This window comes from Plesiocystis pacifica SIR-1 (assembly GCF_000170895.1).
Taxonomy (GTDB): domain Bacteria; phylum Myxococcota_A; class Polyangia; order Nannocystales; family Nannocystaceae; genus Plesiocystis; species Plesiocystis pacifica.
In genome coordinates this window covers 77644-93230 of record NZ_ABCS01000017.1, presented here as the reverse complement: position 1 = coordinate 93230, position 15587 = coordinate 77644, and the positions used below count along the sequence as shown (strand labels likewise).

9 protein-coding genes are annotated in these 15587 nt (G+C 70.4%); 7 read left to right on the top strand and 2 right to left on the bottom strand.

Translation table 11 applies throughout. The features are described from left to right. Positions 1-16 precede the first annotated feature (16 nt). The 3 genes from PPSIR1_RS11265 to PPSIR1_RS11255 are packed head-to-tail and all read left to right on the top strand — an operon-like array spanning position 17 to position 6874. Entirely contained in the window at positions 17-1207 is a 1191-nt protein-coding gene (locus PPSIR1_RS11265; RefSeq protein ID WP_045115807.1) for an acyl-CoA dehydrogenase family protein, read from the top strand. Further along, entirely contained in the window at positions 1207-5718 is a 4512-nt protein-coding gene (locus tag PPSIR1_RS11260; protein ID WP_006971174.1) for an AAA family ATPase, read from the top strand. The genes PPSIR1_RS11265 and PPSIR1_RS11260 overlap by 1 nt, the downstream gene beginning before the upstream one ends. A gap of 1 nt (position 5719) precedes the next feature. Continuing rightward, entirely contained in the window at positions 5720-6874 is a 1155-nt protein-coding gene (locus PPSIR1_RS11255; RefSeq protein WP_006971173.1) for a hypothetical protein, read from the top strand. 20 nt (positions 6875-6894) lie between these two features. On the opposite strand, the gene PPSIR1_RS11250 is transcribed toward PPSIR1_RS11255, so the two are convergent. Together PPSIR1_RS11250 and PPSIR1_RS11245 are read right to left on the bottom strand one after the other, a co-directional pair. Further along, positions 6895-8064, bottom strand: a complete 1170-nt coding sequence (locus tag PPSIR1_RS11250; protein ID WP_232296460.1) for a fibrinogen-like YCDxxxxGGGW domain-containing protein — start codon at positions 8062-8064, stop codon at positions 6895-6897. Positions 8065-8447: 383 nt separating this feature from the next. Continuing rightward, complete coding sequence (locus tag PPSIR1_RS11245) at positions 8448-8855, bottom strand: Pepco domain-containing protein (RefSeq protein WP_006971171.1); 408 nt, start codon at positions 8853-8855, stop codon at positions 8448-8450. A gap of 43 nt (positions 8856-8898) precedes the next feature. On the opposite strand from PPSIR1_RS11245, the gene PPSIR1_RS11240 reads away from it, so the two are divergent. The 4 genes from PPSIR1_RS11240 (at position 8899) to PPSIR1_RS11225 (ending at position 15564) form a co-directional block, all read left to right on the top strand. Beyond that, complete coding sequence (locus PPSIR1_RS11240; RefSeq protein WP_006971170.1) at positions 8899-9420, top strand: hypothetical protein; 522 nt, start codon at positions 8899-8901, stop codon at positions 9418-9420. A gap of 59 nt (positions 9421-9479) precedes the next feature. Continuing rightward, on the top strand, positions 9480-12182 hold the full coding sequence (leuS, locus tag PPSIR1_RS11235) for a leucine--tRNA ligase (RefSeq protein WP_006971169.1): 2703 nt from the start codon (positions 9480-9482) through the stop codon (positions 12180-12182). Between the two features lie 149 nt (positions 12183-12331). Then, positions 12332-13846, top strand: coding sequence for a hypothetical protein (locus tag PPSIR1_RS11230; RefSeq protein WP_006971168.1), 1515 nt, complete (start codon positions 12332-12334; stop codon positions 13844-13846). 215 nt (positions 13847-14061) lie between these two features. After that, positions 14062-15564 (top strand): hypothetical protein, encoded by a 1503-nt coding sequence (locus PPSIR1_RS11225; protein ID WP_157595434.1) that lies wholly within the window; start codon positions 14062-14064, stop codon positions 15562-15564. The last annotated feature ends 23 nt before the right edge of the window (positions 15565-15587 follow it).

The following is a 15587-nucleotide window of genomic DNA, read 5'->3' as shown; positions in this document are numbered from 1 at the left end:
CTGCTCTTTGAGCCGCATGCGCTCGTCGTCGACCATCCCTCGCTTCCCTCGGCGCCACCCTGGATGGACCGAGGAGCACGGCGTGTTGCGCGATTCGATCCGCGCCTTCGTCGAGCGCGAGATCAGCCCGAACATCGCGGACTGGGAGGCCGCCAAGTCCTTCCCCCGCGAGCTCTACCAAAAGGCCGGTGAGCACGGCCTGCTCGGCGTGGGCTTCCCCGAGGCCTACGGCGGCACACAGACCGACGCCTTCGGCCGCCTGCTGGTCTCGGAGGAGCTGACCCGCGCGGGCTCGGGGGGGCTGATCGCCGGGTTGATGAGCCACGGCATTGGCCTGCCGCCGATCATCGCCCTGGGCTCGGAGGCGCTCAAGGAGCGCATCGCCCCGCCGGTGATCGCGGGCGAGGCGATCATCGCCTTGGCGGTCACCGAGCCGTCGGGGGGCTCGGACGTCGCCAACATCCAGACCAAGGCGCGCAAGGTGGGGGAGGGCGACGAGGCCCGCTACATCGTCGACGGCGCGAAGACCTTCATCACCTCGGGGGTGCGGGCCGACTGGCTGACCACGGCGGTGCGCACGGGCGGCGAGGGCATGGGCGGGGTCTCCTTGCTGGCCATCCCCGGCGACGCCGAGGGCGTGAGCCGGGCGCCCCTCGACAAGATGGGCTGGCACTGCTCGGACACCGCGGCGATCTACTTCGACAACGTCGAGGTCCCGGCCAGCAACCTCATCGGCTTCGAGAACGCCGGCTTCATGGGGATCATGGTCAACTTCAACAACGAGCGGATGATGCTCGCGGCCATGGCCCTGGGCTTCGCGCGGCTGTGCTTCGAGGAGGCCGCGGACTGGGCCCAGCAGCGCGAGACCTTCGGCAAGCCGCTGGTCCGCCACCAGGTCGTGCGCCACAAGCTCGTCGACATGGCGACCTCGATCCGCGCCGTCGAGTGCGTCCTCGACGACCTGGCCTGGCGCATCGATCGCGGCGAGCAGCCCATCGCCGAGGTGTGCATGGCCAAGAACCTGGCGACGCAGTGCGTCGAGCTGTGCGCCAAGGAGGCCGTGCAGATCCTCGGGGGCGCCGGCTACATCGTCGGGACCCACTGCGAGCGGATCTATCGCGAGACCAAGGTGCTGAGCATCGGCGGCGGGGCCGAGGAGATCATGAAGGAGCTCGCGGCTCGGCAGATGGGGCTGCTGAACACGTGATGGAGCGGGACGGCGCGCCGCGCAGAGCCTTGGGCTGGCCCTCGGTGCTCAGCGACGCGGGCCAGCTCGCCGAGGTGTTCGAGCGCGCGGCGGAGGAGGGCTGGACCGAGCTGGCGATCCTGTCGCGGAGCAAGCACTGGGGGAGGCTGTCGCGCCAGGACTGGGCGCCCGAGCGCTGCTTCGTCTCTGGCTTTGGCGCCGACGTGCTCGCGGCCCTCGTCGAGCGCGGCCAGGGCCTCGAGCGCCTCGCCCTCGTCGCCCTCGACATCGACGACGCCATGGTCGAGGTGCTGAGCAAGCTGACGGGCTTGCAGATCCTCGATCTCTCGCGCAACGCGATCACGGCGACGGGGGTCGAGTCGCTGAGCTGGATCGGCGGGCTCACCCAGCTGAGCCTGCGCAGCAATCAAGGCGTCGGCGATCGCGGCGCGGAGATCCTCGCCTCGCTCCGCTCCCTCGAGGTCCTCAACCTCGATCGCTGCGGCATCGGCCCGATCGGCGCGCAGGCCCTGGGCAAGCTCGGCGAGCTGCGCGAGCTGGTCCTGAGCCACAACCGGATCCTCGACGAGGGCGCGGTGGCGCTGGCCAAGCTGGCCAAGCTGCGCGAGCTCGAGCTCTCGGTGTGCCAGCTCGGCGACGAGGGGGCGGCGGCGCTGGCCAAGCTGCGCGCGCTGGAGATTCTGCGGCTGGGGGGGAACCATGTCGGGCCCAAGGCGGCCGCGGCCTTCGCCGGACACCTCGACAAGCTGCAGGAGCTGGAGCTCGCGGTCAATCAGGTCGGCGAGGAGGGGGCGCGCTCGCTCTCGGGCATGCTCGGGCACCTTCGGCGGCTGGACCTGAGCTACAACAAGATCGGCGACGCGGGGCTCGAGGGCCTGCTCCAGCCGTGGGGCAAGCGACGGGTCGCGCTCGAACATTTGGACTTGATCGAGAACGGGATCACGCTGGTCTCGCCTTCGGTGCTGCGGACGCGGGATCCCGAGCGGATTCGGGAGGGCTTGCGGGGGGTCGGGGAAGAGGCTGCGGCTGCGACTGCGACTGCGGCTGCGGCTCCATCGGACGCGTCCGGGCCGGCGGCGGTGCTCGACGCGGCCGAACGCGTCATCGAGGCGGCCCTGGCAGACTGGTCGCTCGAGCGGGAGCGGGTCCGGCGTCAGGCCATGGTCAACGCCCACTCGCTGGTCGACGACAACATTCGGGCCTTCGGCGAGTGTCGCCTCGATCGCCAGGACTTCGAGACCCTGTTCGGCTACTTCAACGCGGACTGCGTCAGCGGCAAGCACCTGCGCAACCGCTTCTCCCCGGCCTTCGCCGGCTCTGTCGGCGGAGAGCTCTTGGCCGACTTGCCGGCCCTGAACCACTGGACGACCCGGCTGTGGCAGGCGCGGACCGACGCGGACGTGTTCACTCTGCTCGACGTGCTGTGGAAGGACCGCGCGCTGCGAGGGGCCGGGCGCTCGTTCCCGACGACCCTGCTGCACGCCCGCGACCCCGAGCTCTACTGGCCGCTCACGGCGGGTCTGGCCGCGGGCTTCGAGGCGCTGACGGGCACGCGGGTGAGCCGCAAGTGGGGCAGCGCGTTTCGGGACTACGTCTATGGGCTCCGCGGGCTGCGAGAGACCTACTCCATCCCGACGCACGCGGTGGACCTGGTGCTGTGGGCGACCCGCGGCTCGGCGGAGGCGGAGCGAGCGGCGGAGGCGGAGCGAGAGCCAGTTGCGCCGACACCCGAGATGCCCGAGCTGGTCTTGCAGCTGAGCTGGAAAGAGGGAGGCTGCGTCGTGCGCCGGGAGGCGGACACGGACTGGCCGGACACCTCGCACCCGCTCCCGCCGACCGAGTACTTCCTGGACCGGAAGGCTTCGTTGGCCACCCTCGACGCCCTCGGTGGCTCGCTGTTCGCGGTGCTGTTCGCCGAGTCGAGCTGCCTGGAGGCCTACGGCGAGGCGCTCACGGCAGCGCGCGAGGCGGGCGCGCCCCTGCGCCTGGTGCTCGAGCTGTTTGACGATCTCGATGCCGCGGGCCAGTGCACCGTCGCCGATCCGTGCTGGGAGGCCATCGTGGACCCCGAGCTGGGGCGCCTTGGAAGCAGCGCCCAGGTGCGCCTGTGTCGGCGCCGGGCGGGCTTCGAGGCTCAACCCGAGCCCCCGCGTCGACCGGGGCGCCCGCGGTTGTTCGTGGCCCTGGCGGAGCCTCTCGACATGGAGGCGCTGCACCTGCTGCCCGAGTATCGGATCTTCGACGAGCTCGAGCGCCGCGGCCTGGTCTCGCTGACCCGCGAGACCGAGACGACGCTCCCCAGGCTCTACGACGGCCTGGCGAAGGCGGATCTGTTTCACTTCGCCGGCCATGCCCAGACGGGGCAGCTGTTGCTCGTCGACGAGCTCGGGGCCGCCCAGCCCCTCGACGCGGGGGCGCTGCGCGAGGCGGTCGAGCGCCCGCCGAGGCTCGCGGTGCTCAACGCCTGCGCGGGCGCAGTGACCCTCGGCGCCGTCGCGAGCATCGCCGAGCTCTTGCTCCGGGGGGGCGTCGGGGCGGTGGTCGCGATGAACGGCAAGATCCCCGACATCACGGCCGTGGCCTTCGCCAAGACCTTCTACCAGCGCCTGGCCGTGGGCGAGGCCGTGGACGAGGCGGTCCAGCGCACGCGCTGGCAGCTGTGCGCCGAGGGTCTGCCGCTGTGGTTTCTGGCGACCCTGTGGCTGCACGCGCCCGCGGCTGCGCTGTTTGACCAGGAGGAGGCCAACCGAGACGAGCGCGAGCGGGTTCGGGCGCAGCTGGCCGCCGAGGAGGAGGACGCCGAGCGGGTCTACGCGATCATCGACGGGCCGACGAGCGTGGCGCGGACCCTGGACGCGACGGAGCTCCGTCGACTGACGCGCTCGCTGCTGCGGGAGGTCAGGGACAGCTCGGATCGAGACCTGCCTGCGAAGCTGCAGCGTCGTCTGGAAGAAGGCGCGGCTCGAGTCCAGGGGGCCGTCGCCGAGCCGGCGCGTCCGGACATCGGCGAGCTGGTCAGCTCGATGGGCCAGACCATGGAGGGGCTCCCGAGCCTCGTCGGTGGGCTCGAGGAGCTCATCGATGCGCTGCGAGGGGCCGTCGCCGTGGGATCGGGGGCGGTCGCGCTCGCTTCGAAGGGGGGGCCGGTCGGGCCGTCGAAGGGGCCGAGTTCGGGCGCGGGGCAGGGTCTGGCTGGGGACGAGGCCGACGCGGCCGTGCCCCTCGACGGCGACCACTGCGAGGGCGAGTACCCCCTGAGCCTCGGGGCCCGCAGCTGCGCGCAGATCGAGGCGGGGGTCGAGCGCGGCCTGGTATTCCCCGCGGGCGTGGTCGAGCGCTGCCTCAACCACCTCCTCGCCGGTCGCCACCTCGTGCTGACCGGGCCGCCGGGGACCGGGAAGTCGACCCTCGCCGAGCGCCTGGCCGAGGTGCTCGGTTACGACGTCGAGGTCGAGACGGCCAACCCCGACTGGACCACCTACGAGGTCGTCGGGGGCCTCGCGCCAGCGACGGGCGAGGGGAGCGGGGAGGGCGTCCGCTACCGCGTCGCCCCGGGCTGCGTGCTCGCGGCGGTCGAGAAGAACTGGCCCGTCGATGGCGCGGTGCGCCGACGAAGGGCAGGCGGCCGGGGGACCTGGCTGATCATCGACGAGATGAACCGGGCCAACCTCGACCAGGCCTTCGGCGAGCTGTTCACCGCGCTGGTCCGCGGCAAGCTCGAGGACCCGAGGACTGGTCGCGAGGTGCCGATCCCCGGCGACTTCCGCTTGCTGTGCACGGCCAACACCGCCGACCGACGCCTGCTCTTTCAGTTCTCCGAGGCGCTCAAGCGCCGCTTCGCCTTCGTCGAGGTCCCCGCCTTCGAGGCGGGAAGGCTCGGCCTGACCGAGGAGGTTCGCGGCGCGCTCAGGGCCCAGCTGGAGCAGCGCCCGGTCATGCGCCCGATCGTCGATCAGGAGGCGACCTTCATCCAAAACTTCGAGGCCCTCGCCGATCGCCTCGACCCCATCGTCGAGCGCGTGCGCTGGTTCCACCCCATGGGCATGGCGCAGATCGTCGAGGTGTTGATCTACGTGCTGGTGACGAGCCACCATCGAAGCGAGGGCGTGACCCCGCCGAGCGCGGTCAACCACCGGTGGATCGGAGAGGCGCTGGTCGACAACTGGGGGCCCGCGTTCGAGAACCAGCCCGCGCCCGTGCTCGAGGCCCTCGCCGCGGTGCTGTCCGAGCCGCCCGCCGGCTGGCTTCGGGGCGCGCATGCGAAGCTGGAGGGCTTCGGGAGCGATCCCGCATTGGAGCGGGCGGCGCGGACGATCTGGACGCAGATGGGTGAGCTGCCCGAGGGGTCGGAGCCCCCGTGGTCGACGCTGCCCAAAGAGCCGGCTGGGGGCAACGTGGCCGAAGCGGGGGGACCTGCGTGGTTGACTCAGCCGCCTCCGGGGGAGCTCGCCGACGACACGGCGCTGTTCGTGGCGCGCCTGCGCGAGCTGGCGGGAGGACGCGCGGGCTGACATGGCCTGGACCCGGGAGCAGCTCGCGGCGCAGATCGTGCTGACCCTGGTCAGCCTGCGCGTCGGCGGGGTCGTTCGGGGTCCGTGCAGCCTGACCGCGGGGCGGGCCCAGGACGACGCCCTCGCCGACGGGCTGTGGCAGTGGGCGAGGCTGCTGGGGGATGTCCACGCGCTCATCGACGACTGCCTCGTGCCCGCGCTGCGCGAGCCGGGGCGCCTGCACCGGCGCAGGATCGTCGAGGTCGGGGGGCGCCCGCGAGGGGCGGTGCGCTGGCCTCAGACCGTGCGCCGCAACCTCTCGGGTCCGCGTCCTGGTGGCCCTCGCTTCGTGTGCAGCCACGGGGAGCGGAGCATGCTCGCGCCGGAGAACTTGCTCCTGCTCTCGACCCTCGACGGCCTCGAGCACGGGGCGCAGGGCGTGCGCGCGCTGTTCGACAGCCGCGCCCTGCTCAACGCGAGCCAGCGCCGGCACCTGGGCTCGCGGCGGGCTCGGGTGTTGGAGGCGATGCGCGAGCCCTGGGTCGCGGCCTGCCGCGAGCGCGTGCGCGAGGTGTCCCGCAGCGGTACGCGTCTTGGTTGGGAGCGCGCCCTCGAGGGCGAGGTCCTCGGGCGGACCAACCTGCGCCCCCAGGCCGCGCCAGACTGGGCGCGCCGCCTGCTGGAGCTGCGCAGCGTCCGTGGTCGCGGGGGCGTGCTCCGTCCCGAGGCCTTCGCGGGCGCCTACGCCCACGTCGACGAGGCGCGGCTGTGGTCCGAGCTCGCCCACCTGGTCTTGCTCGAGCTGCTGGCTGGGAGCATGGGCCTGGAGCAGGAGGCCTCGGCGGCGGGCGAGCGGCCGCTGGGCTTTCGCGCGCGTGCGGGGGCGGACTACCGCAAGAGCGCCGACGAGCAGGCCTGGCTCGTCGGCGGGATGGAGGTGGGGACGCTCGTGAACCATGGGCGCGACTGGGGCGAGGTCCGCAAGGCCGCCCGGCTGGCCCTGTGGGACTACCCGGCTTCGCGTTGGATCATCGTCCACCGCTGCGAAGATGCCCCCGCGTTCGCGCTGGATCGCAAGGACAGCGTGGAGATGCTCTATTGGCGCCCCGAGCCTGGGGAGGCGCAACCGCGCGAGCTCCAGCGCGCGTGGGCGCGCTGGAGCTCGGCTTCATCGTAGGCGCTCGCGCGCCCGGGCGATCAGCGGACGAAGATCACGCCCGACCACCACGGGAACCAGCCCTCGTCCTGGCTGCCGCCTTCGCCCCAGCCGATGCGCAAGGTGGTGCTGGTGGCCTGGAGCTGGAAGGGAGTGTCGCCCGTGGGGAAGGCCTCCTCGCACTCGACGCACTCGAAGTTGGCGCCCTCGGCCGCGTAGCTGGTCGCGGGGCCGGGCTCGTCGGCGCTGCCAAAGGAGACGTCGCCGCGGGCCGTGTTGCCGTGGGCGTCGTCCCAGCTCGACTGCACGAACACGCCCGCGTTGATCTCGCTGGTGTCGGGGGCCAGGGCGCGGGCCTTGGTCACGTAGTCGCCGAGGTAGAACTCGTCGAAGCCCGGGGGGAACTCGATGTCCCAGGTGTAGGTGTGGGCGCCGTTGGTGTCCGTGGTGAAGGGCCGACACTCGGCATCGACGCCCTCCTCGGGGGCCGCCTCGACGGCCGTGAGCGCGCTGTCGAGGTCGCCGTTGCAGGTGTTCCCGTGGCCGAAGCCGGTCCACCCGCCGCCGTCCGTGGTCATGTCGCAGTCGGCCATGAACACGTTCTCGGGGCCCTTGGGGCCGACCATGTAGAGGCCGTCGGTGGCGGCAGCGTCGAAGTCGAGGATCTCGAGGCAGGTCTGGGGGACGAGGCAGTTGGACAGGCAGCCGTCGGCGAGGTCGTCGTTGGCGTCGTCGCACTCCTCGGGGCCGTTGATCTCCGCGTCGCCGCAAAAGGCCGCGAGGGACTGGCAGTCCGAGTTGCAGCCGCCGTAGGAGCCGTCGTTGACCCCGTCGTCGCAGACCTCGTTGTCGTCGAGGATGCCGTCCCCACACAGGCCGCCACCGTCGGTGGTGTCGGTCTCGGTGGCGACGGTGTCGGTGCCGTCAGTGGTGTCGGTGCCGTCGGTGGTGTCGGTCGTGTCCGTGGTGTCGGTCGTGTCCGTGGTGTCGGTCGTGTCCGTGGCGTCGGTGGTGTCGGTGGTGTCGGTCGCGTCCGTCGAGTCGGTGGTGTCCGTCGAGTCCGAGGAGGTCCCGACCTCGTCGTCCGTGGATTCGGTGTCCGCGTCACCGACGGTGTCGGTCGCATCGTCTTCGCCCCCGCTGGTGTCGCCCGGGGCGTCGTCGGAACAGGCCGCCAGGGCAGCCACGGAGGCGAGTACGAGGATGTTCAAGGAGAGGAGTCGGGTCCGAGTCTGCATGCTTTTCCAATCGTCGAGGGAGTCCCCGAGGGCGATGTCGAGCACCGGCGAAGGGCCACTCCCTCCGCTTTCGATGCACGCTCAGTCACCCTCGGACTAGGTTCCTGATTCGCATTCGCCGCAGCGTCAAGCGAAGCGCAGCAACGAGCGCGTGTGGTCGCGACGCGGGCGCGTCATCGACCCTCGGCGCGATCGCAAGGGGACTGGAAATGGACCGACCCGGCGATGGGGAGGCGTGTTGGAACCAGCGAGCGAGTTCGAACTCAGCGACTGTGGATGGATCCACAGTCGCTGACGATTTTAGCCGTCGTGGACGACGCCACGCCCTCCCTGCCCCACGTCCACGACTCGGTTGCTCACTTGGCCGCGTCGTCCTTCTTGCGCTCGAGCACGATCTTGAGGCTCGCGCCGCCCGAGGCTTCGGCCCCCGAGCCGAGGAAGCCGACCTTGCCCGAGGCGTTGATCTGCGCCGCGACCTCGACCTTCTCGACGCGGAACTCCCCGGCGGTCTGCGAGACCTTGGCGAGCATGTCGCGGACGTTGTCGATGAAGCCGACGAGGCTGTCGCTGAGCTGCTCGGTGTCGACCGCGTGCACGCCGATGCCTCCGCGGGACGACCCGCCTCCGCCGACGGCCCGACCCTCGCCGCCGCTGCGCGTGACCCCGGGATCGCGGCCGAGCCAGCGCCCCGTCTCGGCGGGGACGACCTCGACTCCGCCGAATACGTACATCTCACCTTTTTTGGGCTTGGCCTCGTCCGTCATCGCCGTCGACGATAGCGCGGGGCGGCTGCTGTATGCTCCCGCCATGCGTCGCCTCGGCACGAAGCGATCCCACACCCTCCTGCGCGCGGCCTGTGTCCTGGCGCTGGGTCTCGGCCTCGGGGCCTGCTCGGACGAGGGCGGGGGCGAGGACGAGGCGGGCGAGAGCGGCGGCGAGGTCGGCGAGAGCGCGAGCTTGGCGATCACCACCGACGCCGCGAGCTTGTGCACCGACGGCGTCGAGGGCCTGGAGATCGTCACCCGGCGCGTCGACTGCTTCGACCCGCCGCTGCCCTGCACCGCCCCCGCGAACCCGCCGTGGGTCACCGGGACGAGCCGGACCTGCGCCGAGCTCTCGGGGGCCCAGGAGTGGTCGGTGACGGTGGCGCAGACCGGGCGCTGGGAGACGCGGCTGCGGCCCACGGCGGGGGGCAGCGAGGACGCCGGGGCCTGCCTGGCGGTCTCGGGGATGACCAACACCCCGGTGGCCAAGGCCGATCTCGAGTCCACAGCGGTGATCACCCTCGAGCCCGAGACCGCGGCCTGCACGCTCACCGGGACGCTCTGAGCCCGGCGGGCTGGGGGCACTAGCCAGCCCCCAAAAAAGACCGTAGCGTCCGGTCCGACATGCCCTACGACCACGCCGCGATCGAGGCCCGCTGGCAGGCCTACTGGGACGAGCACGAGACCTTTGAGGCGAAGGTCGATCGGAGCAAGCCCAAGTACTACGTCCTCGACATGTTCCCCTACCCGAGCGGGAGCGGTCTGCACGTGGGCCACCCCGAGGGCTACACGGCGACGGACATCATCGCCCGCTACAAGCGGATGAAGGGCTTCAACGTCCTCCACCCCATGGGCTGGGACAGCTTCGGCCTGCCGGCCGAGCGCTACGCGATGAAGACCGGCACGCACCCGGCCGTGCGCACCGACGAGTGCATCGCCAACTTCAAGCGCCAGCTCAAGATGCTGGGCTTTAGCTACGACTGGTCCCGGGAGATCGCGACCACGGATCCGGGCTACTTCAAGTGGACCCAGTGGATCTTCCTGCAGCTGTGGGGCGCCTTCTACGACCGCGAGGCCGGCAAGGCCCGGCCCATCGCCGAGCTGGCGATCCCCACCGAGGTCGAGGCCGAGGGCCCCGCGGCCGTGCGCGCCTACCGAGACGCGCGGCGCCTGGCCTACCTCCACGAGGCGCCGGTCAACTGGTGCCCGGCGCTGCGCATCGTGCTCGCCAACGAAGAGGTCGCCGAGCAGGTCGAGGCCGGCAACGAGGTCATCCGCGTGCCCATGAAGCAGTGGATGCTGCGGATCACCGAGTACGCCCAGCGCCTCATCGACGACCTCGAGGGCCTCGACTGGCCCAACAGCGTGCTCGAGATGCAGCGCCACTGGATCGGCCGCTCCGAGGGCGCCGAGGTCGACTTCCAGGTCCAGGGCATCGAGGGCGAAGAGGGCCGCCTGCGCGTGTTCACGACCCGCCCGGACACCTTGTTTGGCGCGACCTACATGGTCCTCGCCCCCGAGCACCCCCTGGTCGCGCGCCTGGCCACGGACGCCCAGCGCGAGGCGGTCCAGGCCTACGTCGAGGCGACCGCGCGCCGGACCGAGCGCGACCGCCAGGCGGCCTCGGCCGAGGGCGAGAAGACCGGCGTGTTCACGGGCGCCCATGCCATCAACCCGGTCAACGGCGAGGCCGTGCCGATCTGGATCGCCGACTACGTGCTGATGGGCTACGGCACCGGCGCGATCATGGCCGTCCCCGGCCACGACACCCGCGACCACGCCTTCGCCACGACCATGGGCATCGCCATCAAGCAGGTCGTGGGTCCAGTCGGCGGCGGCGAGGTCGACGTCCAGGCCGAGGCCTTCACCGAGCAGGGCGTGGCCGTGAACTCGGGGCTCATCGACGGCCTGCCCACGGCCGAGGCCAAGGCCAAGATCACCGCCTGGCTGGCCGAGCAGGGCAAGGGCGAGGCGCGGGTCAACTACAAGCTCCGCGACTGGCTGTTCTCGCGCCAGCGCTACTGGGGCGAGCCCTTCCCCCTGGTCCACAAGCCCACGCCAGACGGGGGCAGCGAGGTCGCGCCCGTGCCGACCGCGGACCTGCCCGTGGGGCTGCCCGAGGTCGAGGACTTCAACCCCTCCGAGACCGGCGAGCCGCCCCTGGCCAAGGCGACCGCCTGGGTCGAGCTGCCCGACGGCTCCCGGCGCGAGACCAACACCATGCCGCAGTGGGCCGGCTCGTGCTGGTACTACCTGCGCTTTTGCGACCCGCGCAACGCCGACGCGCCGTGGTCCGACGAGGCCCAGGACTACTGGATGCCCGTCGACCTCTACATCGGCGGGGCCGAGCACGCCGTGCTCCACCTGCTCTACGCCCGCTTTTGGCACAAGGTCCTGTTCGACCTGGGCCACGTCGGCACCCGCGAGCCCTTCCACAAGCTCGTCAACCAGGGGATGATCCTCGGGGCCACCTACGTCCCCAAGCAGGGCCAACCCAAGGGTGAGGTCAAGCGGATCTACGTCGCCGACGACATCGAGACCCTCGGCGAGGGCGAGAACGTCGAGTACGTCCACAAGCAGACCCGCGAGCCCCTGACGATCCAGTGGGACAAGATGTCCAAGAGCCGCGGCAACGTCATCAACCCCGACGACGTGATCGCCGAGTACGGCGCGGACACCATGCGCCTGTACGAGATGTTCATGGGTCCCCTCGAGGCCAGCGCGCCGTGGCAGCCCGAGGGCGTCAACGGCTGCTTCCGCTTCCTCGCCCGGGCCTACCGGCTGTTCTTCGAGCAGGGCAAGGACGGCGCGGCCGATGCGGTGCGCGAGTTCGCCGAGGGCGAAGGCACGGAGGACCAGCGCCGCTTGCTCCATCGGACGATCTCCGAGGTCAGCGAGCGCATCGAACGCATGAGCTTCAACACCGCGATCAGCTCGCTCATGGTGTTCGTGCGCGACGTCGAAAAGGGCGGCGCGCGCCTGGGGAAGGCCGCGGCGGAGACCTTCTCCGTGCTGCTAGCGCCCTTTGCGCCCCACCTCGCGGAGGAGTTCTGGCGCGCCCTCGGCCACGAGAGCTCGCTGACCTACGCGCCCTGGCCCGCGGCCGACGAGTCGCTCCTGGTCGAGGACAGCTGGACCCTGGTCATCCAGATCAAGGGCAAAAAGCGCGGTGAACTCCAGGTCCCGTCGAGCCTCGACCCCAAGGCCGACCGCGAGGCGATCACCAAGCTGGCGATGGCCTCGGACGCGGTCGAGCGCTTCGTCGGCGACGCCGAGCCCAGGCGCGTCATCTACGTGCCGGGCAAGCTGATCAACGTCGTCCCGTAGTCGGATTTCCCCAGGCCTGCCGCGGGTCTGGGGGGAGGCCCGATTTTGCACGTGCGCGTCGCAGCTGCCCCTGCGTGCTCGGCGTAGGGGTGCGCGTGTTAGAGTCGGCCCCACGAGGTCGCCCCATGAAGCGCTCCCCTACCATTGCCTTGATCATTGCGCTCCCCATCACCTCCGCCGTCGCCTGCGAGAATTACCGCGGCCAGGACGGCGACGACGAGGCCAGCACCACGGTCTTCGTCGAGGACGACGGCAACGACGACCAGACCACCATGGACGGTGACACCATGGAGGAGTCCGAGACCGGGCCGTGCCCGCCGATCACCGGCTGCCTGGACCTCCCGCCCGAAGAGGAGAACCCCCCGGGCTGCAACATGGAGGGGGAGTGCAACCTCATCGACCTGCTGTTCGTGATCGACAACTCGGGGACCATGGGCGAGGAGCAGCTCAACCTCGCCAACAACTTCCCGCTGCTCATCGAGAAGCTCGAGGGCCTGACGGACAAGTTCGGCGAGCCCCTGGAGCCCAACGTGAACATCATGGTCACGACCACGGACTTCGGGAACCCGCTGTGCAAGCCCTTCGCCAACTATGAGCCGGAGATGGGCGCGCCGGTGTCGACGGCCTGCGTCAAGCGCCTCGATCGCTTCACCGGCCTGGCGCAGATCAACCCGCCGGTCTACGAGGAGGCGTGCACCGACGTGTGCCCCCAGCCGGGCATCGAGCCCGTCAACGGCGCGCAGATCATCCACTTCGACGCCGACGGCGACAACGTCCCGCCGGTCGAGCCCGTCGACATCAACGGCGACGGCACCCCGGACTCCGCCGTGGCGCAGACCCTGGCGTGCATCGGCCCCCAGGGCATCGACGGCTGCGGCTACGAGTCGCCCCTCGAGACCATGATGCAGGCCCTCAACCCGACGGCGCCGTGGAACTGCGGCTCGCCCGACGACGCCGCGGCCTGCCCCAACGGCGGCACCGAGGAGCCCTTCCTGCGCGAGGGGGCCATCCTCGCCGTCGCGATCGTCACCGACGAGGCGGATTGCTCGGTCAAGGACTACGCGATCATGACCGACGACGACTACTTCGCGACCCTCGACGGCGACAAGCTGCCGAGCAGCGCGCTGTGCTGGAACGCGGGGGTCACCTGCAACGGGCCCGATCAAAACGGCGTCTATACCAATTGCTTCTCGGACGACAGCGACGACGCGCTGCATCCGCTGTCGCGCTACACCGACTTCCTCTCGGGCTACCTCGGCCAGGGCCTCAACAAGGAGGTCTTGATGCTGGGGATCCTCGGTGTGCCGCCGGTCACGGCCTACAACGACGAGCCGCCCTACGAGCCCGTCGAGGGCGGCGTGGCCGATCTGGTCTACCGCCAGTGGCGCGAGACCGACATCCTGCCCGAGGACGCCATGGCCGGCATCACCCCCGAGTACCAGCAGTGGTCCTTCGGCATCGGGCCGGGCTGCACCGGCCAGGACGGCATGGGCAGCATCACGGGCCAGGCCATCCCGCCCGTGCGCGTCAAGGAGGTCTGCGAGTCCCTCGACTACGACGACAAGGTCCGCTGCTGCATCGAGTCGGTCTGCGACGACGACTTCAGCAACGCCATCGGATGCCTCGGCGACGTGATCCAGGACGTGTTCGTGCCCGTCGAGTAGCGCAGCGTCCGCGACACCCGCTCGGCCCGTGAACGGATCACCGTTTACGGGCCGCTTCGCGAGGTGCGTGAAAATTCCGGCGTGAGCGCTCGCTAAAGTCGCGGAATTCTCGCCAGGAGTGCGTGAGGAATTCCAGCACTCCGGTGACAAAGTTGGGCCGAAGCGGTCCCGCGCATGCGCGAAAGCGTGTAGGCTGGGCCATCCTCGGAGGAACGATGCATAGGAAGACTTTCAACTTGCTTTTTGCCTCGGGTGTGCTCGGTAGCTTCGCCCTGGTCGTCGCCTGTGGTGATTCTGGCGGTAACGATGACGAGACCGGTATCACCGTGACCCTGGACGACGACGGCATCGACGACGGCATCGACGACGGCCCCGAGGACGACACGATCGGCGGCGAGAGCAGCGAGACCGACGGCTGCCCGCCCGGCGGCTGCCTCGACATGGAGGAGGAGACCTCCACCGGCAACCAGGGCTCGTGCGCCTCGGGGGACGGCGAGTGCAACAAGATCGACCTCCTGTTCGTCATCGACAACTCCGGCACCATGGGCGAGGAGCAGGTCAACCTCTCGGCCAACTTCCCCCTGCTGATCGACAAGCTCGAGGAGCTCGAGGACGCCGAGGGCAACCTGCTGGTCCCGGACGTGAACATCATGGTCACGACCACGGACCTGGGGCACCCCTCGTGCACCCAGTTCGAGCTGCCCGGCTACGACCCGGCCCAGGGCGCGCCGATCAACACGGCCTGCACGACCCGCATCGACCAGTTCACGGGCCTCGGCGACAACCCGCCCTCCTTCCCGCAGGCCTGCACCGACGCCTGCCCCGTGGCCATCGAGCCCAACGGCAACTTCATCCACTTCGAGGGCGACGACACCAACGTCCCCGGCGACAACATCCAGGGCGCGCTGAGCTGCATCGGGCCCCAGGGCATCGCCGGCTGCGGCTACGAGGCGCCCCTCGAGGCCATGCTGCAGGCCATCAACCCCGGCGCCCAGTGGAACCAGGGCAACGAGCCCTTCCTGCGTGACGGGGCGGTGCTCGCCGTCGCCATCGTCACCGACGAGGCCGACTGCTCGGTGCGCTCGCCCAACGGCTACGCCTACTTCACGGACTCCAACAACGACGAGTTCTGGGAGACCAACCCGGCGACCATGACCCCCCAGGCGACCTCGGCGGTGTGCTGGAACGCGGGCGTCGAGTGTGGGGAGCCCGACATGAACGGGGTCTACGCCGACTGCAACTCCGTCGACAACGGCGTGCTGCACCCGCTCACGCGCTACCTCGACTACCTCCAAAACGACCTCATCGCCGGCCAGAACAAAGAGGTCATCATGCTCGGCATCCTCGGCGTGCCGGTGGTCACCGAGAACAACGACGAGGTGCCCTTCGAGCCCATCGCCGGCGGCGTGATGGACCTGGTCTACCGCGAGTGGAACGGCGCGCCCTACCCGGACGGCGACATCCTCCCGGGCGACCCCGGCACCGCCGAGAGCAAGAAGTTCGAGTTCAGCATTGGACCGGGCTGCACCGGCGAGGACGGCATGGGCGGCTTCACGGGCCAGGCCATCCCGCCCGTGCGCGTCAAGGAGGTCTGCGAGGCCCTCAACACCGAGGACCGCGTGCGCTGCTGCATCGAGTCGGTGTGTGACACGGACTTCTCCGACGCCATCGGTTGCCTCACCGGCGCGATTCAGCAGTCCTTCCAGCCCATCGGCTGAGCGCGGACGCGCGGATCAAAAAA

Bases quoted from the DNA above. Each gene is read 5' to 3' on its own strand.
- PPSIR1_RS11260 (WP_006971174.1), top strand. From the start codon at position 1,207: ATGGAGCGGGACGGCGCGCCGCGCAGAGCCTTGGGCTGGCCCTCGGTG.
- PPSIR1_RS11245 (WP_006971171.1), bottom strand. From the start codon at position 8,855: ATGACGGACGAGGCCAAGCCCAAAAAAGGTGAGATGTACGTATTCGGC.
- PPSIR1_RS11240 (WP_006971170.1), top strand. From the start codon at position 8,899: ATGCGTCGCCTCGGCACGAAGCGATCCCACACCCTCCTGCGCGCGGCC.
- PPSIR1_RS11265 (WP_045115807.1), top strand. From the start codon at position 17: ATGCGCTCGTCGTCGACCATCCCTCGCTTCCCTCGGCGCCACCCTGGA.
- leuS (WP_006971169.1), top strand. From the start codon at position 9,480: ATGCCCTACGACCACGCCGCGATCGAGGCCCGCTGGCAGGCCTACTGG.
- PPSIR1_RS11255 (WP_006971173.1), top strand. From the start codon at position 5,720: ATGGCCTGGACCCGGGAGCAGCTCGCGGCGCAGATCGTGCTGACCCTG.
- PPSIR1_RS11225 (WP_157595434.1), top strand. From the start codon at position 14,062: ATGCATAGGAAGACTTTCAACTTGCTTTTTGCCTCGGGTGTGCTCGGT.